Here is a 25817-nt window from a genome sequence, read left to right on the forward strand (position 1 = left end):
AGTGTTGGCTCCCACAGTGGTTGCAACTGCGACTCGCCAGCTTTAGATTCTGGCATGATGGCCCTATGAACGTTTGGGGAACTGGCCCTTTTGAAAACGATGCAGGCGCGGCTTTTGTGCAGGAAGTCGTGCAAGACGGCGAATTTGCCTTGGCCGAAGCCTTCGAGGTGGCCCTAGACCCCGATACGGTGTTCTTGGCGGCCGAAGAAGGCCACCGCGCCTACGCCGCCGCTGCTGTGCTAGCTGCCGTGCTAGGCGGCGAAACGGCGGGAATGACCGACGCGGGCCTGCGCTCGTGGGTGCAAAATGCCGATCAGTCCGACTTGGCCCCCTTGCAAGACATAGCGCGGGACGCCCTAGAGCGAATTGTCGGCCCCGACAGCGAGTTGCCTGACCTGTGGGAAGACACGGCAGATGCCGAAGCATGGCAAGCCGAAATAGAACGGTTGCAGGGCGTACTGGAGTAGGGGAGTGGTGATCAGGTGAATAGGGAGCGGGTGAGCTTCGCCCTCAACATCGATCCGGGTAGCGTGCTTGACCTGTTGGTGTCTGAACGTTACGGCCCGCCCCGCCTCTTACCTGAACAAGTGGAACCGTACTTGAATGAGTTGGCAAGACGCTTGGGGTGGCAGGCCAAATCCGTGCCGCCGATCGGGTACCAGAGCTTTTGGGCTAGGCATTGGCAAGACCGATATGGCTCTGCGCTGGGCGTCTCTCTTCACCGCGAAAGTGTGACCGCCGTTGTGTTGCCGGGCGATCAGGAACCGTTGCTGGATGAGCGCAGCTATCAGGCCAGTGGTGTTCTGTTGGCGGCCCTAAGTGCAGACGGCCAATTGATCTTGCCCGAAGCCGATTGGTTGGCCGCGCCGTTTACAGCGTTTACAGCCGCCGAACGCGAACGCATCCTCGCCTCGCCCTCAGGCACTGGGTGGGAAGCCTATAGCCTGCGCTACTGGAAGCCGACTTCACGTGGGTCAGCCTTGTTCAACGGCTGGGATTGACCTTCTAGCTGAAGCTCAGAATCGAATTTCCAACCCCAGCCCGCCGCCAAATTGCCCGCCCGTATTGCCGCGCACGAAGGCCCGCCATCCCGCTGGCCCCAGCAACGGCCCACGCAGTCCGGCTTCGGCATAGCCCACCACATCGCTGTTGACGCTCGACAGTTCGCCGCCCACCGTACCAAATGCATCTACCCGTGTCAGGGGCAAGTTCACGTCGCGCAGGGTCAGGCCCGCGGCGAGGCGTCTTGGGCCATTGTTCCGCTGTTGCTCGGCGCTGCCCTCTACGCCCAACGTGCCAATAAACGGCACCCGCAGCACCGATACGCCCGCGTGAACGCCGTATCCGGCAGTATTGGCGTTGGCTCCGGCCCACAGAGTCGCGGCAGTGGCCGGGGCAGACAGAGCGGAGAGGGCCAGCAAAGGCAGCAGAAGACGGCGCATGCAGACAGCTTAAGCGGGCCGCATGAGAGCCATTCTGCTTGGCGCTGAGGCAGTTAACGCCGCGCTTAGCCGTTCAGCCGCACCTGTGCCACCGTTGCCAGCAGCCGGAAGGTCTGAAACAGATGGTAGGCGTCCGGGCTTTGCCAAGCGACGGTGACGGCGTCCACCCGCATGATGCCGGGAACACGCTCGCACTGATCGGCGCGGGCTTGATGATCGAAACTGAGTTGAATTTGTGCGGGCCAGCGCGTGGTGTAGGGCGTGGTCTGCGCTGCCGCTCGTACGCCCGCTTCTGCCCCAGCCCGAATGCGGCGCTGGGCCTCGGCGGGGTGCAAATGCACGGCGGCAAAGGTGCTCAAGCCCTCTTTGACAGCCACGCCCACTACCTGTTCTCCCAATTCCGCCTGAATCTCGGCAATGGCTACATCGTCTCCGGCGGCAAAGACCACAGGCACGCCGTATTGTCCGGCCAGCAGTGCATTCAGGCCGTATTCACCCGTAGACAGGCCGTTGATGCGGACATCCCGAATAAAGCCGTTCCAAGTGTGCGCCAATGGGCCGCGTGGACTGCCTGCGCGGGCGTGGTAGCCCACGAATAGCAGCGCCGCCGTCCCCGGTTTTTGTACGCCCTGCACCATACTCAGCGGTTTATCGTTGCCACTCGTAAAAGTCAGGCCCGGCAAGTCAGGCAGCAGTTCGGGCAACAGGTTCCGCATCGTGTCGTGGCTGTCGTTGATCAGGACTTCGGTGGCCCCGCCCGCAAATGCGCCCTCGGCGGCGGCCACCGCTTCCAGCGTCATGCGTTCGCGGGCCGCTTGGTATTCGGTGCCGTTCACCAACCCGCCAAATTCCGGGGGGCTGACCTGTACCCAACTGGCAACGCCGCACACGCCTTCCATATCCACACTGATCAAAACTTTCATGCTCAGAGCCTAGAGCGTTTGGGCCAGCAAAACCGCTGATGGTGGGTTTTAGGGGTGCGAGTGACTGGAAGGGCGGCGATCTTTTACGTACAGCACGGAAGTTTTGACGTGTGGGACAGGTTTAGAGCTTTCTGAAACAGAGTTGAGAAGCTCTGTCCGTCTGCGGCAGAATCGAACAGGCAGGAGGGATGATGTCGCCCACTTGCGCTCTGCGTCGTGGGAGTGACGCCCGTTCCCAAAGCATCGGCTTAGGCGTGCTACCCTCATTCGTTATGATAGGAAATTGCGATGAGTCGAAGACGCATCCGAGCGGAGCGATTGGCAAAAAGGACGGGCTGGCGGAGATGGACGACTCTCCAGTGTTCTTCCGGATAGTCGGGAATCGCAGCAAGTCCGTATGAGTCGAGTGGCCCTGAAATCTGCCCGCGAAATCGAAGCCATGCGCCGTGCGGGGGCGCTGGTGGCCGATACGTTCCGGGTGCTTGACCCCTTCGTGAAGCCCGGCGTAACGCTGGCCGAACTAGACCGGATTGCCGAAGAACACATCCGCAAGGGCGGCGCGACTCCGGCTTACCTCGGCTACGGCCCCAAAACCAATCCCTTTCCGGGCACCATTTGCGCCAGTGTCAACGAGGTGATTTGTCACGGCATTCCTACCGGGCGCGTGCTGGAGGAAGGCGACATTATCGGCGTAGACATAGGCGTGCTGATGAACGGTGTGTACGGCGATGCCTGCTACACCTATACGGTGGGCAACGTGAGCGCCGAGGTGCAGGGCCTCGTAGACACCACCCGTGAAGCCCTCGCCGCTGGCCTAGAAGTGGTGCGCCCCAATGCCCGCGTAGGCGATATCGGCCACGCCATCCAGACCCTCGCGGAAGGCCGGGGCTACGGCGTGGTGCGCGAATACACCGGGCACGGCATCGGCAAACGCCTGCACGAAGAACCCACCATCTACCATCACGGCGCACGCTACACGGGCCTAAAACTGCAACCCGGCATGGTCTTCACCATCGAACCCATGATCAATCTGGGCCGCCCCGAAACCCGCCTGCTCCCTGATGGCTGGACGGTAGTCACCGCCGACAAGAAACCCAGCGCCCAATTCGAGCATACGTTGGTGGTCACGGCGAAAGGGCATGAGATTCTGACGCTGTAAACGTGGGCTGTGGGAGAGCATTGAGCGGTGATGATTCTGGGTGAACCCCCCAGTCTGCTTCACAGCCAGCCCCCTTCGAGGGGAGCGCAACAGCTTTAGTCCTCCCCTTGAGGGGGGGCGTCGTGTCAGCAACGGGGGGGTTGCTCCGCCCAGCCCCTTGACCATTCCCTACCCCGCAGGCCTTACAATTCCCTGCGTATGGGACGTATTTCTATGCAGGTTTCTCCGCGACTCCTCAGGCAGCCCCGCTGCTCCGCACTGAGGGCACGCCCATAACCGCCCCCACCTTCAAGGGCCGCCGCACCCGCGAACTGTCGGCAGACGCGGCGGTGAGCGTCGTGGACGTGTTCAAGAGCTTCCGCAACGCGCAGGGCGCAGAGACGCGGGTGCTGGACGACATCGACCTCGATATTCGCAAGGGCGAGTTTTTTAGTCTGCTGGGGCCGAGTGGCTGCGGCAAAACGACCCTGCTGCGAATTCTGGCGGGCTTCGAGCAACCTGACGCGGGCGCAGTCCTGATCGGCGGGCGCGATATGACGGGTGTGCCGCCCAACTTGCGCCCCGTGAACACTGTGTTCCAAAGTTACGCTCTGTTCCCGCACCTCAGCGTGTACGACAACGTGGCGTTTGGGCTGCGGCAAAAGGGCATCGGCGGCGCGGCCCTGCGTGACCGGGTGGGCCGGGCCATGGAAACCGTGCGGATCGGAGATTTCGGCACACGCAAGCCCGACAACCTCTCCGGTGGGCAGCGGCAGCGGGTGGCGTTGGCCCGCGCCATCGTCAACGAGCCGGAAGTGTTGCTCCTTGACGAACCTCTCTCGGCCCTTGATCTGAAATTGCGGAAGGAATTGCAAGTGGAACTGTCCAACTTGCAAGAAACGCTGGGCATGACTTTTGTGTTCGTCACGCACGACCAAGAAGAAGCGCTGGTCATGAGTGACCGGATTGCCGTGATGAACCGGGGCCGCGTGGAGCAACTCGGCAAGGCGGAAGACCTGTACGAGCGCCCCCGCACGGCATTTGTGGCCAACTTTTTGGGCCAAAGCAACCTGATTCCCGGCAAAGTGCAGGAAGTCAGTCCCGGCGGCGCGGTGGTGCTGACCGAACACGGCCTGCTGCGAACCGTATACGGCGCAGACCTGAGCGTGGGCCGCGAAGTCATGCTGTCTATTCGCCCTGAAAAGCTGCGGATGGAGCGCGACGATGAAACCGAGGGCAACGAGGTACGTGCCCGAGTAGACGACATCGTGTACACCGGGGCCGAAAACCAGTATCTGCTGGAGGCCAACGGTCAGCGGTTGGTGGCCTTCCAACTGAACTCGGACATCGGGGCCGACGAAGATTTCGACTATGAGGAAGAGGTGGCGCTGTATCTGCCGCCCGCCAGTCTCGTGATTCTGGAGGAAGGCTGATGGGGGCGGGTTATGCGGGCATTCTGGGTGCTGGTCTAAGGGTCAAAGGGTCTAAGGGACTAAGAACCCCAACGCCTCTGCACCTTCGACCCTTCGACCCTAGACCCTTAGACGACGCCCCCTCACACGCTGACGGTTCCCCCCTATGCTGACGCTCAGGCGCTTTTTTGCCACCCTTGGCCCCGGTGTGCTGTGGCTGGCCGTCTTCCTGATCGTTCCCGTCGCCATCATGTTCGGCTATTCACTCCTGACCCGCACCGATTTGGCGCAGGTGGGCGGGCCACTCACTCTGGAAAGCTGGGGCCGCGTGTTCGGTTACGACGCCCTGTTCCGCGAATGGGTGCCCGACAACCTGCGCGTGCTGGGGCGCAGTGTCCTGATCGCCGGATTCTCCACGTTGCTGTGCATCCTGATGGGCTACCCGCTGGCCTTTTATATTGCCCGCCAACCCGCACGGCGCAAAAGCTTTTTGCTGCTGCTGCTGATTATTCCGTTCTGGACAAACTTCCTGATCCGCGTGTACGCGTGGATTCTGATCTTGCGCCCTTTCGACTTGGTTCCCAGCCTCACCGCCACCTTCTTGGGCATGGTCTACGCCTTCTTGCCCTTCTTCGTGCTGCCCGTGTATTCCAGCGTGGAAAAGGTGGATTGGCGTTTGTTGGAAGCCGCCCAAGACCTCGGTGCGTCGCCAATAAAAGCGTTCATGGCCGCCGTGTTTCCCCAAACCTTGCCCGGCCTGATCGCGGGAATCCTGCTGACCTTTATTCCGGCCCTCGGCACCTTCGTGGTCAGCGATATTCTGGGCGGCGCAAAAACGGCCCTGATCGGCAACCTCGTGCAAAACCAATTCGGTCAGGCCGGAGACTGGCCCTACGGCTCTGCCCTCAGTTTCCTGCTGATGGGCGCGGTGTTGGTGGGGCTGTGGCTGTATGCACGGTCAGCGGGGCAGAAGGGCTTGGAGGAGCTGATATGAGTTGGCGTGGAGTTGACGGTTTTTGTCTAAGGGTCAAAGGGTCTAAGGGACTAAGAACCCCGGCGGCCCTTCGCCCTAGACTCTTAGACCCCGCCCCTTCACACGCAGGCGGCCAAACATGATGCGGCGCACTCATCCCGCCCTCTCCGCGTGGGCTTGGCTGGTCTACGGTTTCCTGTACCTGCCCATCCTCGTCCTCATCATTTTCTCATTCAACGATTCCAAATTCGGCGGGACTTGGGCGGGCTTTACCACCAAATGGTACGGCGTGCTGCTGGCCCGCGAGGATGTGCGCGAGGCGCTGACCAATACGCTGCTGGTGGCGCTGTCCAGCACGCTCATCAGCACGGTGTTGGGCACGCTGGTGGGGCTGGGGCTGTGGCGCTATTCCACCCGGTTTCGGCTGCCGCTCACGTTCCTGCTGGTGACGCCCATCGTCATTCCCGATGTGGTCATGGGGGTCTCGCTGCTGATGTTCTATTCGCTGGTGCGCGGCGGCCTAGAACTCACGGGCTGGACGTTCGAAAACGGCTTCTGGACAGTCATGTTCGCCCACGTCACCTTCCAGATCAGTTATGTGGCCCTGACCGTGCGCTCCCGCTTGGCAGGCTATGACCGTTCGCTGGAAGAAGCCGCCCGTGATTTGGGCGCAAGTTCGGTGCAGTCCTTCTTGCGCGTGATTTTGCCGCTGGCTTTGCCGGGTGTGTTGGCAGGGGCGCTGTTGGCCTTTACCCTCAGCCTCGACGATTTCGTGGTCACGTATTTTACCAGTGGTTCTGGCTTCCGCACCCTGCCTGTGCTGATTTATACCAGTGTCAAAAAGGGCGTCACACCCGACATCAACGCGTTGAGTACATTACTGGTGCTGGTCACGGTAGTCGCCATAATTGCGGCCAACGCCATCATGCGCCCGCGTCCGGGCCGGAGGGGAGAGGCATGAACCGCACGCTGTTGCTGACGCTGGCGCTGCTGTCCCTAAGCGCCTGCCACCGCATAGAACGCACCGACACCGCCGCCGAAGGGCAAGGGGCCACCACGCCCGCTCCTGTTCAGCGCAACGGCGGGCGGGTGCTGAGAATCATCATGTGGTCTGATTACATCGACCCAGACGTGGTCAAGCAGTTCGAGAAACAGGAAAACGCCCGTGTGATTCTGGATACTTTCGAGAGCAACGAGTACATGCTCGCCAAATTGCAGGGTGGCGGGGCCAGTTATGACCTTGCCACGCCCAGCAACTACTTTATTCAGGTCATGGCGCGGGCCAAGTTGCTGCAACCGCTGGAAGCCCAAAAGCTCTCCAATTTCGGCAACATCGGCGTGGGCTTCCTGAACCCCAATTTTGACCCCGGCAACGTGTACACCGTGCCTTACCAGTACGCAGCCACCGGGTTGGCCTACAACGGCAAGCGGTTCACGCCGTCCTCGGAAAGTTGGAAACTAATTTTTGGAGACACCGACACCGTGCGCTTTTCTTTGCTTGATGATCCCCGTGAAGTGATCGGCGCGGCCCTGAAATATTTGGGGTACTCGGTGAATTCCAGTAATGTCGCGCAGTTGCGAGAAGCCCGCGACTTGCTGCGCCGCACGGTGTCCAAGCGCGGTTTCGAGTCGTTCAGCGGCGGCCCGGAGGTGCGGAACAAACTGCTGGCCGGAACGTTGGATTTGGGCCAAATCTACGTGGGCGACCTGCTGCAAGGCGCTGCCGAAGACCCCAACCTGAAGGTGTACTTGCCCAGCGAGGGCACCACCATCAGCACCGATACGCTGGTGCTGTTGCGCGGTAGCCCGAATCCCGCGCTGGCCCGCAAATTCGTCAATTTTGTGCTGGAGGGCGAAGTGAGCGCGGCCATCAGCAACTACACCTACTACGGCAATCCCAACACCGCCGCCGCGCCCCTACTCGACCCGTTTTTGCGCTCTCAGAAGGCCTTCAACCCTTCGCAAGACGACTTGAAAAGTGGCAAAGTGGAGTTCATCAACGAACTCAAAGCAGGCAATACCACGCGGCTGTATGACCGAATCTGGACGGACTTGAAGGCGCGGTAGGGGAGGGGCAGTCTGACTCGCCCTGTTGCCTTCCCTCTACACCGTGCCAGTCGGGGTTGAGGGAGCTACACCAGTCAACCTACACGGTTTCCGCCTGACACAACGCAAGACCGATTTCGAATTAGGTAGGCTAATCCTATGACCAAGCACACCGTTTCCTTGACCCAAGCGGCGGCGCTGGCGTGGTGCGGCCAAACGAGTTGGAGCCGGGGCCGTGAGTATGTGCGTGGGTTGACGGGCCTGACGGTTCAACCCGCCGCGCCGCCGCCCGGTACAGTCGGCGCACCTCAACCCAGCCTGCGGATTGCCGGGGCGGCCTATGGACAAGAGCGTTATGAGGTATGGGCCACTGTGCAAGGTGGAAAAATAACGGGGGCCAGATGTAACTGCCCGGTGGGAGGCGACGGGCGCTGCAAGCATATGGGGGCGCTGCTCACGCGGGCCACCGAAGATGCCCAAGCGTTTGCCCCGTTGCCTGATCTGTACGAAGTCCTGAGTGCCTTAGACGAAGCGGCCCTCCGAGACCTGATTGTTGGTTTGGTAGATGCCGAACCTCAACTGCTGGCCCTCGTCTTAGCTCGTTCGGTACGCCCACCCACCGCACGAGCCGCCGCAGCCGAAACAGCGGCGGCTTGTGCAGCCATACAAGCCGCTTTTGAAGCGATCCAGCGGATGTTCGATCCTTACGAGGATCAGGAAGACGGCCCGGATGACCGCGCCATTTGGGAGGCGATGCAGGGCGCAGACCGCCTGCTGGCGCAATCCGAGCCTCTCCAACCGGTTCAGGCGGCGTGGGCACTGGCCGTGTACATTGCCGTGCTGGACGGCGTAGAAGAAACCTACAGCAACATGGATTTGGATTGGGGGCTGGATGAGGTACAGGCCCATGCCTTCCACGCCGTTCAGCAGTTGATTCGGGGCGGCCACCTGAGCAGCCACGCGAGGGCCGACGCCACCGAGTCTATCTTCAGCGAAATAGCCTCTGGGCGCGGCCAATTGCAGGACACCGAGCGTCTCCACGACTTTGCACAGGCGCTGGACAGCAGTGAACGGCAAACGCTCTTGAATCTCCTGAAAGATCTGATGACCAGCACGCCGCACGATTTTTACCGCAGCCAGTATGCCCGCGCTCTGGCCTTTCTGACCAAAGACGATGAAGTGAGCGACAAGGAGCGTGAGGCCTTGTTGCGGGCAAGCGGTGATGTGGCTGCACTCGTGGACTTCTTTTTGAAGCGTGGGCAATCCAAAGCGGCAGCGGAAGCCGTGCAGCAGGCCCGTTTGCGTGTCTCCCTCCCTAGTTTAGCCCCCACTTTCGCCGCCCACACTCAACTGCCGCTCCTTGAAGACCTGATGCGGGCCAATGTAGAGGCGTCGGGCGTTCGGGACTGGCTTTTCGAACGCTACGTGGACACCGGACGGCGCACCGAAGCGCACGCTTTGGCTCTGGCTGCCGTACAACACCGCCCGTCTGCCCACTGGCTAGACACCCTCAAGAGCGTTTCTGTCGACTGGAACAAAGAAGGTCCCACAGTCATTGCCAACATCTGGAAGACCGGCCAGCACACCTCCACCCTGATGGCCCTGCTGCTGTCGGAGGGCCTGACCCAAGACGCCGTTCAGTTGGCCGGAGAACGGCAGGATGTGCCTGTTCAGCAATTGGTGCTGCTGGCCGACGCCCTAGCCGAAGAGGGCCAAACCCAGTGGGCCGCCGTCCTGATCAAGCGGGCCGCGCAACGGGGGATAGACCGCAAAAGCAGCACCGGATACGGCGAGGCGGCCAATGTTTTGAAGCGGCTGGACACCTTGCTGGGCAAAGCCGAAAGCCGGGTGCAGGTACGCGAAATCATGAACCGTCACAACCGCCTGAGCAGTCTGCGAAAAGCATTGGAAGGGGCGGGGTTGTTGTAACGGCTTCATTTTGCCGAACCCGTGTAGACGTGTGGGCTTGCCTTCACCGCGCCAGCCCTGTACAGTCTCCCCATGCAAGTATCTGGCCTGCTTCTTCTTAGCGTTCCTCCGGTGGAGTGAGCGGCTAAGAACCGTGTCAGCCCCCCCGGAGGAACGCCCTTCGGGGGGTTTTCTTTGGTTTCTCGCCCTTCTCCAGCTTTCCCTACCGCACCTCAAGGAGCTACCACCATGACCCAGCACACCCCCACCATCCAGCCCATCCGGATTTTTGACACCACCCTGCGCGACGGCGAGCAGAGTCCGGGCGTGGCCCTGAACCACAGCCAAAAGCTGGAGATTGCCCACCAACTGGCGCGGCTGGGCGTAGACGTGATCGAGGCGGGCTTTCCGATTGCCAGCCCCGGCGACCTAGAGGGCGTGAGCCGGATTGCCCGCGAGGTGCGGGGGCCGATTATTGCCGGGCTGGCACGCGCAAACCGGGCCGATATCGAAGCTGCCGCTAAAGCTGTAGAACTGGCCGAGCGGCCCCGCATTCACACTTTTATTGCCACCAGCCCGATCCATATGTCGAAGAAGTTGAATATGGAACCCGACGCGGTAGTGGAGCGGGCCATCGAATCGGTTCGGCTGGCCCGCACCTTTGTCGACGACGTGGAATTTAGCGCCGAGGACGCCACCCGCTCCGAGTGGCCCTTTTTGGCGCGAATTTTTAAGGCCACCGTGGAAGCGGGCGCGACCACCATCAACGTGCCCGATACGGTGGGCTACACCACGCCTGAAGAAATGCGGGCGCTGTTTGCGTTCCTGAAGGGAGAATTGCCCGATCATGTGATCTTGTCGGCGCACTGTCACGACGACCTAGGTATGGCGGTGGCCAACTCCATCGCGGCGGCGCAGGGCGGGGCACGCCAGATCGAATGCACCATCAACGGGATTGGCGAGCGGGCGGGCAACGCGGCGCTGGAAGAAATCGTGATGGCCTTTCATACCCGCAAAGACCATTACGGCTTTGAAACGGGTATCCGTACCCGCGAAATCTACCGGGCCAGCCGGATGGTCAGCCGCCTGAGCGGTATGCCGGTGCAGCCTAATAAGGGCGTAGTGGGCGACAATGCCTTTGCCCACGAATCGGGCATTCACCAAGACGGCGTGATCAAGGCCCGCGAAACCTACGAAATTATGAACGCCGAACTGGTGGGCCGCGAAGCCGCCGTACTGGTGATGGGCAAGCACTCGGGCCGCGCCGCCTTCCGCAAAGCCCTGACCGACTTGGGTTACGACGTGGCCGAAGACCGCATCAAGGAAATGTTCGCCCGCTTCAAGGACTTGGCCGACCGCAAAGGCCAGATATACGCCGACGACTTGCGGGCGCTGGTAGACAGCCGCACCGATATTCCTCAAACCTTCGTGCTGGAAAAGTTCCAGATCACCAGCGGCACCGATATGCAGCCTCTCGCTTATGTGCGCGTGACCACACCAGACGGCCCCCGCGAGGCCACCAGCAGCGGTGACGGGGCAGTGGAAGCTATCTTCCACGCACTGAACGCCGTGACGGGCATTGCCCCCGAACTGGAGGTCTACCGCGTGCAGGCCGTGACCAAAGGCACCGAGGCGCTGGGAGAAGTCAGCGTGAATACCCGTTACGGCGAGATCAGCATTCACGGCACAGGCGTCGCCCCCGACGTGGTGGAAGCCAGCGCCCGTGCGTGGCTGCGCGTGATCAACCAAATTGTGGCAGGCATGGGCAAGAGCCGCCAAGTAAGTCAGACGACGGCGTAAGGGATTGTGGGGGTGGATCGTAGATCGTGGATTGGCTGTCACCACGATCTACCTTCTCCACTCATGACAGCTCAGGCGATTGTGGTTGGCTAGTTTCAACGATCCACATTCCACGATTCAGCCTCTACACTCCCGTATGCCCGAACCGATCCTCGAAGTTGCTGTCCTCAACGTCATTCCCGGCCAGAACGCCGAATTTGAAGCCGCGTTTCGGGAGGCGCAGGGCATTATTTCGGGCATGGACGGCTACCTGCGCCACACCCTGAAACACTGCCTAGAGCGGCCCGGCGAATACGTGTTGCTGGTCTGGTGGGAGTCGTTAGAAGCCCATACGGTGGGCTTTCGGGGCAGCCCGCAATACACACAGTGGCGGGCGCTGCTGCACCATTTCTACGATCCGTTTCCTACTGTGCTGCATTACGGCTCGGTAGAGGGCGTGCCCGCCTGAGTGTCTGCATCACCTGATTCATGACAACATGACGGGCGTGAATCCTCTTCTTCTCCGAACCGTGATCCTGACGGGCGTCCTGATCGGCGGCATCAATATCGCGTTTGCCGGTGTGAAATACGGCTTCGAAGCCTTGCCCATCTGGTTTTACCTCTCGCAACTGCTGATTATTCCGGCCATGTTCATTCCGATGCGGATGTTTGCACAGGCTTCGGTCACGCCCGAATTCCTGCGCCGCGCCTCGCTGTATGCGCTGGGGTGGGCCGTTCCCTACGCCATCTACAAATTCGCGGGCGACGCGCTGAGTCCGGCGTTCAGTCCTGCCTTTTCGTTGATCGGCTACGTCATCACGGTGCTGTTGTTCGCTGGAATCTTTGCCGCCATTCGCAAGCCGAAATAACTTGGAGACGTGATGAGACTTGCCATTCTGTCTGATGTTCACGGCAACGGCTTTGCGCTGCGGGCCGTGCTGGACGATATTCATGCCGCTAACCCGGACGCGCTGTACAACCTAGGCGATACGGTCTGGGGAGCTGCTGACCCAGCTACCGCTTGGGCGCTTCAGGCCGAATTTGCGCCGCCCACCGTGCGCGGCAACACCGATGAACGCATGGCCGGAATGCGGGCAGGCAAAGAGGAAATGCGCGGCTGGGTGACCTCGCAATTGCCCGAGAACATAGGCGCACACTTGGGCCAACTCCCCACTTTTGTAGACGTGGCGGGCGGCGAGGTTCGGCTGGCTCATGGCAGCCCGCGTGACCCTTGGGAAGCCCTGATGCTGTCGGGGGAAGAAGAACGGCCCGCCACGCCGGACGAGATGCGTGAACGGTTGGGCGAGTTTAGCGGCGCGGTGTGCGTCGTCGGCCATACCCACTCCGAAATATTTCGGAGAATTGACGGCCTAAGTTTAGTGAATGTTGGAGCCGTCAGCCAACGTCATAGAGAAGGCCCACCGCTCGCCCGCTGGCTCTTGCTGACCCGCCAAAACGGGCACTGGAACATAGAATTTCGCCGCACTCCGTATGACGTGCAGGCGGCGGCAGCGTGGGCCAGAGCCAACGCCCCCACCGACATTGGCGAGGATGAGGCAGCGTGGTTGTTGGCAGGGCAAGAGCCTTGACAGCCGAACGCCCGCTGCGTGTACTGTTCATCTGCGCCCAAAACAAGCTCAGAAGTCCAACTGCCGAAGCGGTATTCCGCACGGGCCACGACTGGGAAGTGGCTTCGGCGGGCACCAACCGCGACGCCGAAACGCCTGTCTCGCGTGACCTGTTGGAATGGGCAGATGTGGCGGTGTGCATGGAAAAGCGTCACCGCGACATCCTGCGCCAACGCTTCCGGGGCGCACTGCCCGACAACCGAATTCTCACGCTGGGCATTCCCGACGACTACGACTACATGGACGCCGACTTGGTGACGCTGCTGGAACGGCTGATGCCGGGGCGCTTAGCGGGCACACACCCCAAACAGGAGGCTCCATGAAACTGATCGGCATTCTGGGCGGCATGAGTTGGACAAGCAGCGCGGAATACTACCGGTTGCTGAATGAAGAAGTGGCGCGGCGCTTGGGTGGCCTGCATTCGGCGCGGGTACTGCTGCATTCGGTGGACTTTGCGGAAGTGGCGGCCCTGCAACGTGAGGGACGCTGGGACGAAGCGGGAGCCTTATTAGCCGAGGCTGCCAGAGGTCTGGAACGGGCTGGAGCCGGAGCCTTGGTATTGGCAACCAACACCATGCACAAGGTCGCCCCGCAGATAGAGGCCGCCGTCAATATTCCCCTGCTGCACATCATAGACGGCACAGCACGGGCAATCCGGGCAGCGGGCCTCAGCCGAGCTGGGCTGCTGGCGACGGCCTTCACGATGGAGCAAGACTTCTACACAGGGCGGCTGAAAGACAAGTTTGGATTAGAAACGCTGACGCCGCCCGCCGAAGACCGCGCCGAAGTACACCGGATTATCTACGACGAACTGTGCCGCAATGAAATTCGGGAAACCTCACGCGCAACGTACCGGCGGGTGATGGCCGATCTGGTCGCACGCGGCGCACAGGGCATCATTTTGGGCTGCACCGAAATCACGTTGCTGGTGGGAGCCGACGATACCGCCGTTCCTGTGTTCGATACCACCCGGCTGCATGTACAGGCCGCCGTAGACTGGGCGCTGGAGTCTTGACCCTCCTCAGCCTCTATTTGGCCTGAATGGTAGAGCGGCGAATGTTGAGTTCCGAGCCGCTTTCGGTAGTCAGGGTCAGACTGTCGGCCACCCGCAGGGCGGTCAGGGTTTGGCCCGACAAGGCCTTGATCAGTGAGGTTTCTTGCTGACCAACCGCCACCGAACACGCCACACGGGTGCTGACCAACACGCCGAAGGTCAGTTGATCGCCCTTGAGGGTCACCGGGCCGTTGATGATGTTGCAGCCTGCCTTACCCGTCACGCTAAGGCTCTGGCCTGCGCCACTGAACTTGAGCGTGGGCACGTAGCCGCGCACCGGAATCACGTTGGGCAGTGTCCAGCCCACCACTTTCCAGTTGCCCACAACGTCAGGGGTGCCGGAAGGCTGAGCTTGCGCCAATGCAGACGTTGCAGAAACAAGGAGGAGGGCGGCCACAGGCAAGAGATTCATCTTCCCGTTTTACAGAATTCAAGCTGATGGAGTGTGAGATTTCACACAACTGGCTTGAGAAACTGGCTGAGCGCCGGGTGGCCCGCAGTGGATCAGCGTTTGAAGGTCAGGGTCACATCGTCGGTCTTGAGGGTGAGTATTGCGCCCTGCACCGTCAGGGTGGGGCGCTGGCCCAGCACCGATACGAGGGGCGAGTTTTCCCCGTCTGGGCAGGCCATCATGGTGCTTGCCAGCGGGGAGGTCAGCACCAACTGGTTGCCTTCCATCTGGTAAGAACCGCGGTAAGAATTGCAGCCGTCATTGCCACCTACTCGGCCTTCTTCTAGCGTGAGGGTCACGGGTTTGAGGGTGGTGGGGGCCGCTTGTCCGTTGACTTGCCGGAGCGTATAGGGCGTGGTGGCGGCGGGCGGCTGGGTTGTTCCGGCTCCTGCCCCGGCTAAGCGCGAAAGCGTGACCGTTCCGGCGGGGCCAGTCAGCACCACCGTAGACCCACTGAATTGTGCGGCCAGCGTGCCTGATAACGCCTTCAGGAGCGCGGTTTCCTGTGCCATGCGCGGAGCTTCGCAGAGCATCCGGGTGGTGGCGAGTGGCCCGAATGTGACCGCAGAGGCAGAAGCTGTGACCCTGCCTACGGCGCGGTTGCAGCCCGCCGTACCGCTGAGCGCAAATCCTGTTCCTTCCGGCGCAAACGTAAACGAGGCCTGTGCGGGCAAGGCCACGTCACGCCCGCCTGCCACCACCCGCGTCACGAACCAGTTGCCTTTGAGTGTCGTCATGCTTGACCCCAGTGTGCCGGAAGGAACGGTGGGCAGCGTGGCTCCGATTCCCGCCGTAAAGATGAGTTGATCGGTCTTGCCCGAAAACAGCGTCAGTGTTTTGCCCTGCACGTTGAAACGCGAAACGCCGCGCATCAGATTCACAAAGCGTTCTTCTAGTCCGTCAATACGGTCAGGGCAGGCGCGGCGAGTCGTAGACAACGCCGTAAAACGCAGAATGTCGCCGCGAGTGGCAAAGTTGGCGCGGTAGGTGTTGCAAGACGTGCTGCCCGACGCCGCCGTGCCCTCTAAGCGCAAGGTGGGACGCGGCGCAGCTTGTCCGGGCGACACGACTTTGCCGTTGTCGGTGAGTCCCGTCAGTGTCCAGTTGGTGCCGACAAGGGGCAGGGGTTGGGCCGAAGCCGGAGCAGCGAGGGCCACCGTCAGGGCGGCGGCAGTCAGAGCAAAGAGGGAACGCATATGACCAGTTGTACGCTTTTGATCTGACGGGGACGTGAAGTTTGGCTGACGGGCACACATAAACGGAGACGCAGTGGGGACGGCTTCTGCTCTGCCGTCCCCACTGATATTGTCTTTCCGCGATGATTTGGCCTTGAATCCAGTCCACCGCTCTCAAGTTCTCACACCCGATCAGACCCCAAACGCTGCGCCTGACAAGCCTTTCTCACTAGTCCTGACCACTCACCACTGACGGTTTTAACTGCGTGGCCCCATCTCGAACACGGCTTGCCAAGGCTTGTAGATGGTACTGACCTTGTCGCTGCGAACGCCCGCAGCGTCCTTGATGGTGCGCGTGATGTACAGGTTGAACCCATCGGCAGCCCAATCAACTTGCTGCACCGCGCCGGGGCGCAAGTTGGGATTGGTCACGTATTTGGCGGCGGGGTGCGCTGTGCGGGCCGTAATCACGGCGGGGCTGATGGTGACGGTGCGGGCAGGCTTGACGCCCCACACCTGCACTTCCAACATGGATTGATCGTTGTGATTGATGGTCTTGATGAGCAGAGGAGCGCCCGTATCGTTTCTCATCTTCAGGTCGAGACCGGGATCGTACACAGCGGCCTCGAAGCCCACTTGAGGCTCGTAGTAGCCCACGCGGTAGGAGTGCTGGTTGCGCTCCACAACGGGCAATCCGGCCTGATAGAGCGCCCGGAAGGTGGTGGTGCTGACCTGACACACGCCGCCGCCCAACCCGTCTACGGTGCGGCCCCCGCTGATAATTAGGCCGCCCACAAAGCCGTTGTCGGCGCTGATACTGCCCAGCGAATTCAGGAAGCTGAAGTTTTCTCCGGCGGCCACCACAGTACCGTTGATTTTGGCGGCGGCGTTGGCGACATTGGTGCGGCGGGCAGCGCTGGAATGGTAATAGGTGCTGCGCCCGGTGGTGATCAGTTGCAGTTTGGCGGCGTCGGGGAGCTGCGCCAGAGTGAGTGTAGGCCGACTGACTTTGCCGGGCAGCACCACGTTTTTCACAGCGGCGTCGGTAATAGCTTTGCGGAAAGCGGCCAGTGCCAACTTGGGATCGGCCACCTTGCCCGCCTGTTCCTTCACGCGCACCAACTTGCTGCCCTGTAAGGCGTAGCGGGCATTCTGGGCAGGCTGATCGACCAACCCGGTCAGGCGTTTGAAGGCCGAAGTGATGGCGGCGTCATCCAGTACGATGCCCGTTTCGCGCACCCAGTACAGGTTGGCGACTTGCAGCCCCGTGAGGCCCGCCTTGCGCGTGGTGCCCTGCAACTGCACGCTCAGGGGACGAATCAGGGTGTTGCCTGTGGTCACGTAACCCTGCAACTGCTCGGCGGTGTATTTGGCCTTCCAGTCGGTCACGGGAATGCTGAGGGCTGTCAGGGTAGGGGCGGCTACATAGGCGGCTACAGCAGCGTTCACGTCGGCCTTGCGGCCCAGCGTATCGGCGGTGACGGTGTAGTTTTTGGTGGTTTTGTCGAACAGAATCGTCGCGTTTTTGGGCTGGGTATTGAGGCTTCTCGTGAGGGCGCTGAGGCCCGCTTTGGCCTGAGCCGCGTCTACGCCTGCGATCAGGGGAAAATCTTGCGCCGGAGCCTGACCTAAGGCGGCCTGCACACGCTCCAGCACACTGCGGTCACGGGTGGCACGTTCGGCAGCGGCAATGCTGTTTTGGGCATCGGCCCGCCAACCGAGGGTCTCGGCCCCCACCGTCCAGCTTTGGCCGCCTGCCGTGACCGTAACCTGCGGCGCGGTGGCGGCCCGCGTTCCCAGAGCTTCTAGCGCCTGCTCGGACGTCATGCCGCCCACGTTGATTCCCGCAACTCGCAATCCTGCCGCGAGCGTTCCATTGTTTTGTGTCGCCACGCCCATAGCCAACGCTCCACCTAAAAGCGCCGCCGCCGAAACCCCAATCACCCAGACCTTCATCACGTCCTATTGTAAGGAAATTCACGAGGAAAAGAATGATAAATCTGCACAGTCTGGTGAGAACAGCATAGGCAAAAAGGCGCACCCAGACGTGTCAGAAAGCTGTCAGATTGAGGAAAACCTTGCAGTTGTACACTGATTCAGTGACCGACTTTACATCAGATTCCCCCGCGCTGGTGCTGTCTTTACTGACTGGACAGTTTGTGGTGGCGCAGCTTCCGGCGGCCTCGCCCCTTCCGACTTGGGCGATGTCGGGAACCCTATGGGCGGTGGTGGGTGCGCCGGACGAGATGAGCATCGTCACGGCTGAGGAAAACGTGCCTTCGCCGCTGCCGGGTGACCTGAAGCTGGAAGGCGGCTGGGCAGCAATCCGGCTACACGGCCCCTTCCCCTTCCATCTCACCGGGATTTTGGCGGCGGTGCTGAATCCGCTGAAGGCCGTTGGCGTGGGCATTTTCGCCCTGTCTACCTTCGATACCGACTACGTGCTGGTGAAGGCCGAGCAAGTGGCGCAGGCGCGGGCTGCGTTGGAAGGGGCGGGGCATTCGTTCAAGGACTGAGCGGGGAAGGCTGATGACCGCGGTTTGTCAGTGGAGAGCGGTCAGTGGAAAAAACATAGTGGCCGCACTTTCTCCACTTTGAAGAAGTGCCAACCCGCTTAGAACGTTGGACTCACTGCTGCACACTCACTTTGGCACGGGCAACAACAGCGGATCGCCCGGATGCAGGGGGCCGTAGCGCCGCCCGGTGTCGCGCCAGCCAGTGCCGACGCGCACGGTGGTGGGCAGGCCCGGAATGATCCAGCCTCCCACATCGGCGGCGCGGGCAAAGGCGACATTCAGCACCGTGAGGCCTTCGCGCTTCAGGAAGGCCCCAGCCGTTGCGGGCGTTTCTCCGATGTTGACGGCCAAGACCCGCACCCGGCCCGCCCGCTGCGCTGCGAGCAGCAACGGCAATTCGGCGCGGCAGGGCGCACACCAACTGGCCCAAAAGTTAACGACCAATGGTTTTGAATCGCTGGGGGCAGGCATGCGCAGAGGTTGGGCGGCGGCAGTGCTGACCTCCAGCGCGGGCAAGGTTGCTCCGGCGCTGGCTTGCCCTCCGGCAGAAACCAAGCTGATACAGAGCCATATACACAACAAACGCATCTGCTCAGAAGCTTGAGCGGGAGGTGTCAGAGCGGCGTCAGAGGGCGTGGAGTAGGGTGAGATCAGAGGGGAAAACCCGATTCTGTCTTGAATGACAGTAGTACGCCTGACACTCTCTTGACCTAATCTTGAGACTGAATACTCATTATCACTATTTTCTCACGGAAAGCTGACCGAAACGTGATGTTTGGCTGACTTGTGCGGGATGAAATACCTCCGTATGCGTCCCCTTCTGCTGACCGCTGCGCTCCTGATGACCGGAGCCGCTTCTGCCGCCGACCTCAAAGTGTATCCCTACGACGGCTCGCGCCTGCTGGCTGGGCAACGGTTCGACCTAAGGATCGAGGCCGAAAACGTCAAGAACTATAAGTCGGCTACCATTCGGCTGGACGGCAAACTGATTGAAGGTTTGGTGCAGACCAATACCAAAGAAACCAGCACCGAATGGACGCTGCGTGACCAGAGCATCACCCCCGGCGCTCACTCGGTCAGCGTGGTGTTTTCTGACGACGCAGGCGTGCAGACCAAAGTGGCCCGCTGGACGGCGGACGCCCCCGCCACCGCCAAAGCCAAGAAAGTCATCTTGTTCATTGGCGACGGCATGAGCTGGAACGTGATGAACGCGGCCAAAATGGTGGCCTTCCCCTACAACCCGGCCAACGGCATGTCTACCGGCAAACTGGCGATGGAAAGCGACCTGAGCAGTATGGCGAGCGTGACCACCAGCTCTTACGATTCGGCTCTGGCCGATAGTGCCAACACCGCCAGCAGCATTGCCAGCGGCCAAAAGATTCTAGTAAACGCGCTGAACGTGTACCCCGACAACACGGAAAACACGCTGGACAACCCCCGCATCGAGCCGATCACGGGCATCTTGCGCCGCACCACCGGAGCCTCCATCGGCATCGTGTCGGACGCCTTCGGGACGGACGCTACGCCCGCTGCCTTCTCCGCACATACCCGTCGCCGGGGCGATTATCAGTCTATTGCCGACCAGTACTTTCAGGGCGAAGTGAAGCCCGACGTGCTGCTCATCGGCGGCAGCCGCGACTTTATTCCGTCTACGGCAGCAGGCAGCCGCCGCAAAGACACCACCGATTGGATCGCCGACAGCCAGAAACTCGGCTACAACTTTGTCAGCACCCGCACCGAACTGCTGGCGGCCAACAGCAACAAGTTGTTCGGGCTGTTTAATATAGACAACGTTCCCAGCTACCTTGACCGCGTTCAGTATAAGGGCGAAAATACCCTGAAAGACTTTAAGGACATGCCCTACTTGTGGGACAGCACCCAAAAAGCCGTAGAGACGCTGGAGAAGAACCCCGACGGCTTCTTCTTGATGGTGGAATCGGGCATGATCGACAAGTTCGAGCATCCCCTCGATTGGCAGCGGGCCGTGTGGAACGTGCTGGAGCTGGATAAGGCCGTTGCGTGGGCCAAAGACTACGCCAAGAAAAACCCCGATACGCTGGTCTTGGTCACGGCCGATCACGCCCACTCGCTGACCGTCTTCGGTGGCTACGACACCAGCAAAGGCCCCGGCCAGCGCAACGCCGTCGGCATTTACGAGGCCGCAGGCTTCCCCACCTACGGCGACAAGCGCGACGTGAACGGCTTCCCGCTGCCCGAAACTGCCCGCACCTACGCGGTAGGCTTTGGCGCGACGCCCGACTACTGCGAAACCTACCTAGGCCGCGCCGAGTTCCTTGACCCCACCGTGAGCAACGGCAAAACCGGGGCCGAAGCCGGATTCGTGCCCAACCCCAAAATCTGTGCGGAAGGCGCAGTGCAGCGCGTCGGCAACCTGCCCACCAGCGCCAACCAAGGCGTGCATACCGCCGACCCCCTGCCCCTGTTCGCCTTCGGAGCCGGAGCCGAGAACTTCATGGGCGTGATGGATCAGACCGAAATCTTCTTCGGCATTGCCAAGGCGATGGGTCTGGACGGACGCAAGAACAAGTAAGCCAGCGTTAGGGCAGGGGCGGGACACTCTGAATGGGGTGTTCCGCCCTTCGCTTTGGTTGCGTTTTGGTGTTGTTGCGGTGTAGGGGGAAGGGCGTCTGAGGGTCTAAGGAAAGGGTGGGAGGGCAATCGCTGGCGCTCACTCACCCCCTCTGCTTCGCAGCTCTGCGAGTCCCCGGCCCTCCCCCCTCAAGGGTGAGGGAGCAAACAGCCCCAGATTATTGCCCTTGCCGTTAGCCCTCGCCCCTTGTCGGACTGGAACAGCTGCGAAGCAGAGAGGGGCGCTGCACCGCAGCGGGGGGAGGGGTAATGAGCGTAGCGATTGCCTTTCCTTAGACCCTCGACCTTTAAACCCTTAGACCAAGCCCCCTCACCCCGCCGCAAACCGCCGCCCCAATTCCCCACCTGACACACCTCTGACCCGCCTCTGACGTGCTTGCGCTCTCATGTCAGAGATGAACCGCCGCCGCTTCCTCTCCCTATTGGCGCTGCTGCCCGGTGTGGCCGCCGCCCAACGTGCCGCCCCCCCCACTCCCCTTAAATTTACCGAGCTGTACGGCAAAGTTACGGTGCGCGGCGTGGAATTTAGCGACAAGCTGAAGGCGCTGAACGGCAAACGCATCAGCATGAGCGGCTATATGGCCCCGCCGCTAAAGCCCAAACTCGACTTTTTTGTGCTGACGCGGGAGCCGATGAGTACCTGCCCGTTTTGTACCACCGCCGCCGACTGGCCCGCCGATATCGTGCTGGTGCTGATGCCGGACGGCAAGGAACTTGACCCCACCACACGCGGCCTGAACATTACCGGGCGGCTGGAAGTGGGGGCCAAGAAAGACGACGAGACAGGTTTTGTGAGCTTGGTGCGTCTCTACGCCGACGCGGTTGCTGCCCGGTGATGTCCGGCGCAACCACCGTAGCTCTGCCCCCGGACATCAGGACTGGTTCTGCCCTGACCACACACGGCCTGAGCTTTCAGCATGGGCGCGAAGTCACGCTGACCTACCCTGATCTTCACCTGCCAGCGGGCGCACAACTGACCATCACGGGGCCGAGTGGCACGGGCAAAACCACGTTGCTGCACCTGCTGGCCGGACTGCTGCGGCCCACCACCGGGGAAGTCCGGTTTGGCCCCACGTTGGTCAGTGCGCCGCAAGAAGGCCTGCGTGAAGCCTTTCGGCGCACGCAGGTGGGCTACGTATTTCAGGATTTTCACCTGATGCCGGGCCTGAGCGCGCTGGAAAACGTGGAATTGGGATTGCGGGTGGCGGGCACGGCGCAGCCCCACGCAAAGGCTAAAGCCGCGCTGGAACGGCTAGATTTGGGTAAGCGCCTGCATCACGCGCCGCACCAGCTGTCTACGGGCGAGCGGCAACGGGTGGCGCTGGCCCGCGCGGTGGCCCACTCACCGGGCCTGCTGCTGGTAGACGAACCCACCGCGCACCTAGACCGCAGCCGCGCTGGGGCCGCACTGGATTTATTGTGCGAAACAGCTGACCAGTTGGGCGCAACCCTGATCGTGGTGACGCACGACCCGCTGGTAGCGGGCGCTTTTGCACAGCGCATAGAACTGGGTGAGCTGGGACTTGGAGACAAGCAATGAACACGTCCCTATGGATCGCCATTCGTGCGCTGCGGGCGCGGCGGGGAGCTTTGCTGCTCACGGTGCTGGCGGTAGCTTTGGCAACGGCTACAGCCCTCACGGTGCCGCTGGTATCGCGGCAGGTAGAGCGTGGGGCGCAAGACGCCGCCCAAGTCTTCGACCTGCTGATTGCGGCTCCCGGCAGTCCCACGCAGGCGCTGACTTCCAGTCTGTTTTATTTGGACGCGCCCAACGGCAACTTGCCCGCTTCGGTGTATCAAGACCTAAAAACCTCGCCCGGAACGCGCCGCGCCGTGCCGATTGGCTTGGGCGACAACCATCTGGGCTTTCCTGTCGTGGGCACCAGCACCGCCTTTTTCGATCAGCGCATCAAGCCCAAAGACCCACCTTATTTCCGGGTGGCACAGGGCCGCATCTTTGGCACCGAGCATGAAGTGGTGGCAGGCGCACGGGCGGCGCGGGAAGCAGGGCTGCGGCTGGGAACGACATTTAAAGGCGCACACGGCCTAGAAGAAGCCGAACAGCATGAGGATGAAGTAGAACACGAAGGCGTTTACCGCGTGGTGGGCATCTTGCAGCCCACTGGCGGCCCAGTCGACCGCGCCCTGCTCACGCCTATAGAAACCATTTGGGAGGCGCACGGCCAACTGACTCCGGCCTCGCAGCAAGTCACGGCGGTGCTGTATACCTCCGAGCAATTGGCGGGAATCTATACCACCGTGCAGCGCATCAACGCGGGCGGCAAAGCAATGGCGGTGCTGCCCGGACAGGTCTTTGCACAGGCCCGCGACGTGCTGGCGCAGGGGCAGGCGGCCTACGCGGGTCTGTCGTTGTTGGTGCTGGGCATCGCCGCCCTGACCGTGTGGCTGGGCGTTCACGCGGCCACGCTGGAGCGCCAGCGCACGGTGGCCCTTCTGCGGGCGCTGGGAGCCGGACGCCCCACCGTATTTGGGCTGGTGCTCACCGAAACGCTGTTGACCGTGACTCTGGGCGTGCTGCTAGGGCTAGGGCTGGCCCTGCTCGTGAGCGGTACGGGTGGGCAAGTGCTGGGCAGCCGCTTAGGATTCGTGTTGCCCGCCCCGCAACTGACTTGGCCGCTGGCACTGCGGGCGCTGGCTCTGATTCCGCTGGGCCTACTGGCGGCGCTCCCCCCGGCCATCGGCGCAGCACGCCTGAGTCCGTTGCGCTACTTGTCATCCTCCTGACCTTCCCCTGACCTAATGCTTAAAGTCGGCTGACAAGGGAAGCGCAGGCTTGGGCATGACTCATTTTGCGTCTCTATTGCCTGCCGTGCCGCCCCGCCACTCTTCCAAACCAGTGCTTCTCTCCGACGCTGCCGACGCCTTTTTGCATGTGCCTCCGCTTCACAGCTTGGTAGACCGGACACGGCGCGGGGCGTTGCTGGTCGCCTTCGAACGATTTTTGGGTGCGGGCCTCAGCGAGAGCGTGCCGCTGCTGGCCTATACGCGCCTGACGGGTGAGGCATGGCTGCACACGTTGGCTGAGGCCGAACGCGCCGAAGCTGCCGTACTGCTGACCGACTTCCGGGCATATTTGCGCGACTGGGGTTGGCTGGACAGCGCCCGCCCAGTGAACCTGCTGGACTGACGAACGTTCCTACGCTTGTTTCTTTAACCCACCCCTTTGCAAAGCAGGAACGCCTCAAAGGAATGAGGTGGCTCGTAGGGATACATCAGAGTGAAAGCCAAATCTATAAGGCTTTCACTCAACATCCATATCAGTGGCACAGTCGCCACGTTCGGAGACTCTGCGTTCTAGTCAACTCCGTTCAGATTCAAACTACCGCGCAAGCCCTAGCGGATGGTGGCCTGCATACAAATCTGGCCCGTGCTGCCACTGCCCAGCGTGCCCAAGCTCAGCTTCATATTCTGGCCCACCAATTCGCCCCTGTCGCTGTCGGTGGCGGACGTCAGGTCGGTGACAACGCTGCCGAGGGTCAGGCGCAGGCCAAGATCGTTGCCCAAGCTATAGCCGTCCAGCTTGGGCTTGGTTTCGGCGGGCAGGGCGTCCTTCAACACAAAGTTGGGGGCCGTGCCGCCCGTATTGCTAAAGTTGACGCAGTATTCCAAGAGGTTGCCGGGCGATCCAACCACGTTTGTGCCTGTTGCGCTGGCCTGCGTGATGTTGCGTACCGTTTTGGTCAGGGCCACCGCAGGGCGGACTGGCACAACCGTGACATGGTCGCTGGCGCTGTTGTTGGCTGCCGCGCTGTTTTCCTCGCCGCCGCCGCCCACGCTGGCCGTATTGGTAAAACTGCCCGCGTTGGCCGCTACCACCGTCAGCGTTATATCGGGAAAAAACGCGCCTGCGCTGAGGCTGTCAGAGCGTGTGCAGCGCAGCGGCGAGAGGGTGCAAGTCCAGCCCACGCCGCCGATGCTTTGGGCAACCATTCCGGCGGGCAAGGTATCCGTCATCGTCACCGTGCCTGCGCTGGCCGCCCACCCCGCCGTATTCGAGACCCGCACGGTAAAGCTTCCCGGTCGCCCCGCCAAAAAATTCCCCGTATGCGTTTTGGTCAGCGTCAGGTCGGGGCCTCTGACGATCACGGTGGCGGGCTGGTCGCCGGTCAGGGTAGAGTCGCCGTCGCTGGCGTCAGTGATGGTATTGCCCAGTGTTTGCTGGCGGTAGCTCACGTTGCCCGTGTTGTTGATGGCCGTGCCGCCGAGCGTACCCGCGTTCACCTGCACCCGGAATTTAACCCGCGATTCGGCGGTGGGAAGAAGTACGCCGCCCGTCAACGCTGTGGCTCCTGTGCCCAGCCGGAACACCACCCGGTTAGTGGTGCTGTCATACTCCGCCTGATCGTCGCCCGCCGCGTTCGTCTTGGTTCCGGCATTGGCCCCGGTCAGGCTCAGCGAACCTGGCACGAAGCTGGTGTTGGCAGGCAGCACATCGGTCAGAATCACGTTCACTGCGCCGTCGTTGCCCTGATTCTTGATGACCAATTCATATTCCAGTTGGTCTCCGGGCAACACGCGCCCACCGTTGATGTCGGTCACTGTTTTGGTCAGGCTGTCTTTGATATTGGGCAGAAAAATATCGGTGGCGAGAGTGATGATGCCCGGATAGATCACGTCGCCTGAACTCCCGATAACCCGCACCACCGCCGAAGTACTGCCGTTGGGAAGGGGTGTATTTGGTTTAAAACGTGAGTTCGGGTTAAGCCACGAGCTTCAAGGGGCCTGCTTGCGGGATCAGCGA

27 protein-coding genes are annotated in these 25817 nt (G+C 61.5%); 20 read left to right on the forward strand and 7 right to left on the reverse strand.

From position 1 onward, the window contains the following. The first annotated feature begins 65 nt into the window (after nucleotides 1-65). Both E7T06_RS06760 and E7T06_RS06765 read left to right on the forward strand, forming a co-directional pair. On the forward strand, nucleotides 66-467 hold the full coding sequence (locus E7T06_RS06760) for a DUF4259 domain-containing protein (RefSeq protein WP_136365060.1): 402 nt from the start codon (nucleotides 66-68) through the stop codon (nucleotides 465-467). A gap of 30 nt (nucleotides 468-497) precedes the next feature. Next, a complete protein-coding gene (locus E7T06_RS06765; protein ID WP_136365061.1) occupies nucleotides 498-1001 on the forward strand; it encodes a hypothetical protein in 504 nt (167 codons plus the stop codon). Nucleotides 1002-1016: 15 nt separating this feature from the next. Here E7T06_RS06765 and E7T06_RS06770 read toward each other — a convergent pair whose 3' ends face one another. Beyond that, nucleotides 1017-1442, reverse strand: a complete 426-nt coding sequence (locus E7T06_RS06770) for a hypothetical protein (RefSeq protein ID WP_136365062.1) — start codon at nucleotides 1440-1442, stop codon at nucleotides 1017-1019. A gap of 65 nt (nucleotides 1443-1507) precedes the next feature. Continuing rightward, on the reverse strand, nucleotides 1508-2365 hold the full coding sequence (locus tag E7T06_RS06775) for a M55 family metallopeptidase (RefSeq protein WP_136365063.1): 858 nt from the start codon (nucleotides 2363-2365) through the stop codon (nucleotides 1508-1510). A 397-nt stretch (nucleotides 2366-2762) separates the two neighbouring features. Here E7T06_RS06775 and map point away from each other — a divergent pair, with 397 nt between their 5' ends. From map to E7T06_RS06835, 12 genes are all read left to right on the forward strand, one after another. Beyond that, a complete protein-coding gene (gene map / locus E7T06_RS06780; protein ID WP_136365064.1) occupies nucleotides 2763-3524 on the forward strand; it encodes a type I methionyl aminopeptidase in 762 nt (253 codons plus the stop codon). A 329-nt stretch (nucleotides 3525-3853) separates the two neighbouring features. After that, on the forward strand, nucleotides 3854-4936 hold the full coding sequence (locus E7T06_RS06785) for an ABC transporter ATP-binding protein (protein ID WP_136365065.1): 1083 nt from the start codon (nucleotides 3854-3856) through the stop codon (nucleotides 4934-4936). 145 nt (nucleotides 4937-5081) lie between these two features. Continuing rightward, nucleotides 5082-5909 (forward strand): ABC transporter permease, encoded by an 828-nt coding sequence (locus E7T06_RS06790; protein ID WP_136365066.1) that lies wholly within the window; start codon nucleotides 5082-5084, stop codon nucleotides 5907-5909. A 118-nt stretch (nucleotides 5910-6027) separates the two neighbouring features. Next, nucleotides 6028-6849 (forward strand): ABC transporter permease, encoded by an 822-nt coding sequence (locus E7T06_RS06795; protein WP_136365067.1) that lies wholly within the window; start codon nucleotides 6028-6030, stop codon nucleotides 6847-6849. Then, nucleotides 6846-7955 (forward strand): spermidine/putrescine ABC transporter substrate-binding protein, encoded by a 1110-nt coding sequence (locus E7T06_RS06800; RefSeq protein WP_136365068.1) that lies wholly within the window; start codon nucleotides 6846-6848, stop codon nucleotides 7953-7955. The genes E7T06_RS06795 and E7T06_RS06800 overlap by 4 nt, the downstream gene beginning before the upstream one ends. A gap of 138 nt (nucleotides 7956-8093) precedes the next feature. Beyond that, entirely contained in the window at nucleotides 8094-9863 is a 1770-nt protein-coding gene (locus E7T06_RS06805) for a hypothetical protein (RefSeq protein WP_136365069.1), read from the forward strand. A gap of 228 nt (nucleotides 9864-10091) precedes the next feature. Beyond that, on the forward strand, nucleotides 10092-11642 hold the full coding sequence (locus E7T06_RS06810) for a 2-isopropylmalate synthase (protein ID WP_136365070.1): 1551 nt from the start codon (nucleotides 10092-10094) through the stop codon (nucleotides 11640-11642). Between the two features lie 136 nt (nucleotides 11643-11778). Next, nucleotides 11779-12090 carry an antibiotic biosynthesis monooxygenase gene (locus E7T06_RS06815; protein WP_136365071.1) on the forward strand — a complete coding sequence of 104 codons (312 nt, stop codon included), beginning with the start codon at nucleotides 11779-11781 and terminating at the stop codon, nucleotides 12088-12090. A 28-nt stretch (nucleotides 12091-12118) separates the two neighbouring features. Beyond that, complete coding sequence (locus E7T06_RS06820; protein ID WP_346763192.1) at nucleotides 12119-12490, forward strand: hypothetical protein; 372 nt, start codon at nucleotides 12119-12121, stop codon at nucleotides 12488-12490. A 12-nt stretch (nucleotides 12491-12502) separates the two neighbouring features. Then, a complete protein-coding gene (locus E7T06_RS06825) occupies nucleotides 12503-13210 on the forward strand; it encodes a metallophosphoesterase family protein (RefSeq protein ID WP_136365073.1) in 708 nt (235 codons plus the stop codon). Then, a complete protein-coding gene (locus E7T06_RS06830; protein WP_136365074.1) occupies nucleotides 13207-13572 on the forward strand; it encodes a phosphotyrosine protein phosphatase in 366 nt (121 codons plus the stop codon). Before E7T06_RS06825 ends, E7T06_RS06830 begins: the two co-directional genes overlap by 4 nt. Continuing rightward, nucleotides 13569-14264 carry an aspartate/glutamate racemase family protein gene (locus E7T06_RS06835; protein WP_136365075.1) on the forward strand — a complete coding sequence of 232 codons (696 nt, stop codon included), beginning with the start codon at nucleotides 13569-13571 and terminating at the stop codon, nucleotides 14262-14264. Before E7T06_RS06830 ends, E7T06_RS06835 begins: the two co-directional genes overlap by 4 nt. 13 nt (nucleotides 14265-14277) lie before the next feature. Here E7T06_RS06835 and E7T06_RS06840 read toward each other — a convergent pair whose 3' ends face one another. The 3 genes from E7T06_RS06840 to E7T06_RS06850 form a co-directional block, all read right to left on the reverse strand. Then, nucleotides 14278-14715 (reverse strand): META domain-containing protein, encoded by a 438-nt coding sequence (locus E7T06_RS06840; protein ID WP_136365076.1) that lies wholly within the window; start codon nucleotides 14713-14715, stop codon nucleotides 14278-14280. Nucleotides 14716-14807: 92 nt separating this feature from the next. Continuing rightward, entirely contained in the window at nucleotides 14808-15950 is a 1143-nt protein-coding gene (locus E7T06_RS06845) for an META domain-containing protein (RefSeq protein WP_168733410.1), read from the reverse strand. 237 nt (nucleotides 15951-16187) lie between these two features. After that, a complete protein-coding gene (locus E7T06_RS06850) occupies nucleotides 16188-17885 on the reverse strand; it encodes a VanW family protein (RefSeq protein ID WP_168733411.1) in 1698 nt (565 codons plus the stop codon). Between the two features lie 143 nt (nucleotides 17886-18028). Between E7T06_RS06850 and E7T06_RS06855 the strand changes: the two genes are divergently transcribed. Further along, nucleotides 18029-18445, forward strand: coding sequence for an ACT domain-containing protein (locus tag E7T06_RS06855; protein ID WP_240740896.1), 417 nt, complete (start codon nucleotides 18029-18031; stop codon nucleotides 18443-18445). Between the two features lie 126 nt (nucleotides 18446-18571). Here E7T06_RS06855 and E7T06_RS06860 read toward each other — a convergent pair whose 3' ends face one another. Further along, complete coding sequence (locus tag E7T06_RS06860) at nucleotides 18572-19000, reverse strand: TlpA disulfide reductase family protein (RefSeq protein ID WP_168733412.1); 429 nt, start codon at nucleotides 18998-19000, stop codon at nucleotides 18572-18574. Nucleotides 19001-19253: 253 nt separating this feature from the next. Between E7T06_RS06860 and E7T06_RS06865 the strand changes: the two genes are divergently transcribed. The 5 genes from E7T06_RS06865 (at nucleotide 19254) to E7T06_RS06885 (ending at nucleotide 24203) form a co-directional block, all read left to right on the forward strand. After that, nucleotides 19254-20996, forward strand: coding sequence for an alkaline phosphatase (locus E7T06_RS06865; protein WP_136365079.1), 1743 nt, complete (start codon nucleotides 19254-19256; stop codon nucleotides 20994-20996). Between the two features lie 454 nt (nucleotides 20997-21450). Beyond that, entirely contained in the window at nucleotides 21451-21891 is a 441-nt protein-coding gene (locus E7T06_RS06870; protein ID WP_136365080.1) for a hypothetical protein, read from the forward strand. Beyond that, on the forward strand, nucleotides 21891-22595 hold the full coding sequence (locus E7T06_RS06875; RefSeq protein ID WP_136365081.1) for an ATP-binding cassette domain-containing protein: 705 nt from the start codon (nucleotides 21891-21893) through the stop codon (nucleotides 22593-22595). The genes E7T06_RS06870 and E7T06_RS06875 overlap by 1 nt, the downstream gene beginning before the upstream one ends. Beyond that, a complete protein-coding gene (locus E7T06_RS06880) occupies nucleotides 22592-23800 on the forward strand; it encodes an ABC transporter permease (protein ID WP_136365082.1) in 1209 nt (402 codons plus the stop codon). Before E7T06_RS06875 ends, E7T06_RS06880 begins: the two co-directional genes overlap by 4 nt. A 55-nt stretch (nucleotides 23801-23855) precedes the next feature. Beyond that, the gene (locus tag E7T06_RS06885) at nucleotides 23856-24203 is read left to right on the forward strand and encodes a hypothetical protein (protein ID WP_136365083.1); all 348 of its coding nucleotides are present in this window, start codon (nucleotides 23856-23858) and stop codon (nucleotides 24201-24203) included. A 206-nt stretch (nucleotides 24204-24409) separates the two neighbouring features. Here E7T06_RS06885 and E7T06_RS06890 read toward each other — a convergent pair whose 3' ends face one another. Continuing rightward, entirely contained in the window at nucleotides 24410-25717 is a 1308-nt protein-coding gene (locus E7T06_RS06890; RefSeq protein ID WP_168733413.1) for a DUF11 domain-containing protein, read from the reverse strand. Between the last annotated feature and the right edge of the window lie 100 nt (nucleotides 25718-25817).

The sequence above is a fragment of the Deinococcus sp. Arct2-2 genome (assembly GCF_004801315.1).
GTDB lineage: Bacteria > Deinococcota > Deinococci > Deinococcales > Deinococcaceae > Deinococcus.

Excerpts from the sequence above, each read along its gene's own strand:
- E7T06_RS06760 (WP_136365060.1), top strand. The coding sequence starts at position 66 with ATGAACGTTTGGGGAACTGGCCCTTTTGAAAACGATGCAGGCGCGGCT.
- E7T06_RS06770 (WP_136365062.1), bottom strand. The coding sequence starts at position 1,442 with ATGCGCCGTCTTCTGCTGCCTTTGCTGGCCCTCTCCGCTCTGTCTGCC.
- E7T06_RS06775 (WP_136365063.1), bottom strand. The coding sequence starts at position 2,365 with ATGAAAGTTTTGATCAGTGTGGATATGGAAGGCGTGTGCGGCGTTGCC.
- map (WP_136365064.1), top strand. The coding sequence starts at position 2,763 with ATGAGTCGAGTGGCCCTGAAATCTGCCCGCGAAATCGAAGCCATGCGC.
- E7T06_RS06790 (WP_136365066.1), top strand. The coding sequence starts at position 5,082 with ATGCTGACGCTCAGGCGCTTTTTTGCCACCCTTGGCCCCGGTGTGCTG.
- E7T06_RS06795 (WP_136365067.1), top strand. The coding sequence starts at position 6,028 with ATGATGCGGCGCACTCATCCCGCCCTCTCCGCGTGGGCTTGGCTGGTC.
- E7T06_RS06800 (WP_136365068.1), top strand. The coding sequence starts at position 6,846 with ATGAACCGCACGCTGTTGCTGACGCTGGCGCTGCTGTCCCTAAGCGCC.
- E7T06_RS06805 (WP_136365069.1), top strand. The coding sequence starts at position 8,094 with ATGACCAAGCACACCGTTTCCTTGACCCAAGCGGCGGCGCTGGCGTGG.
- E7T06_RS06810 (WP_136365070.1), top strand. The coding sequence starts at position 10,092 with ATGACCCAGCACACCCCCACCATCCAGCCCATCCGGATTTTTGACACC.
- E7T06_RS06815 (WP_136365071.1), top strand. The coding sequence starts at position 11,779 with ATGCCCGAACCGATCCTCGAAGTTGCTGTCCTCAACGTCATTCCCGGC.
- E7T06_RS06820 (WP_346763192.1), top strand. The coding sequence starts at position 12,119 with ATGACGGGCGTGAATCCTCTTCTTCTCCGAACCGTGATCCTGACGGGC.
- E7T06_RS06825 (WP_136365073.1), top strand. The coding sequence starts at position 12,503 with ATGAGACTTGCCATTCTGTCTGATGTTCACGGCAACGGCTTTGCGCTG.
- E7T06_RS06835 (WP_136365075.1), top strand. The coding sequence starts at position 13,569 with ATGAAACTGATCGGCATTCTGGGCGGCATGAGTTGGACAAGCAGCGCG.
- E7T06_RS06840 (WP_136365076.1), bottom strand. The coding sequence starts at position 14,715 with ATGAATCTCTTGCCTGTGGCCGCCCTCCTCCTTGTTTCTGCAACGTCT.
- E7T06_RS06845 (WP_168733410.1), bottom strand. The coding sequence starts at position 15,950 with ATGCGTTCCCTCTTTGCTCTGACTGCCGCCGCCCTGACGGTGGCCCTC.
- E7T06_RS06850 (WP_168733411.1), bottom strand. The coding sequence starts at position 17,885 with ATGAAGGTCTGGGTGATTGGGGTTTCGGCGGCGGCGCTTTTAGGTGGA.
- E7T06_RS06865 (WP_136365079.1), top strand. The coding sequence starts at position 19,254 with ATGCGTCCCCTTCTGCTGACCGCTGCGCTCCTGATGACCGGAGCCGCT.
- E7T06_RS06870 (WP_136365080.1), top strand. The coding sequence starts at position 21,451 with ATGAACCGCCGCCGCTTCCTCTCCCTATTGGCGCTGCTGCCCGGTGTG.
- E7T06_RS06875 (WP_136365081.1), top strand. The coding sequence starts at position 21,891 with ATGTCCGGCGCAACCACCGTAGCTCTGCCCCCGGACATCAGGACTGGT.
- E7T06_RS06880 (WP_136365082.1), top strand. The coding sequence starts at position 22,592 with ATGAACACGTCCCTATGGATCGCCATTCGTGCGCTGCGGGCGCGGCGG.
- E7T06_RS06885 (WP_136365083.1), top strand. The coding sequence starts at position 23,856 with ATGACTCATTTTGCGTCTCTATTGCCTGCCGTGCCGCCCCGCCACTCT.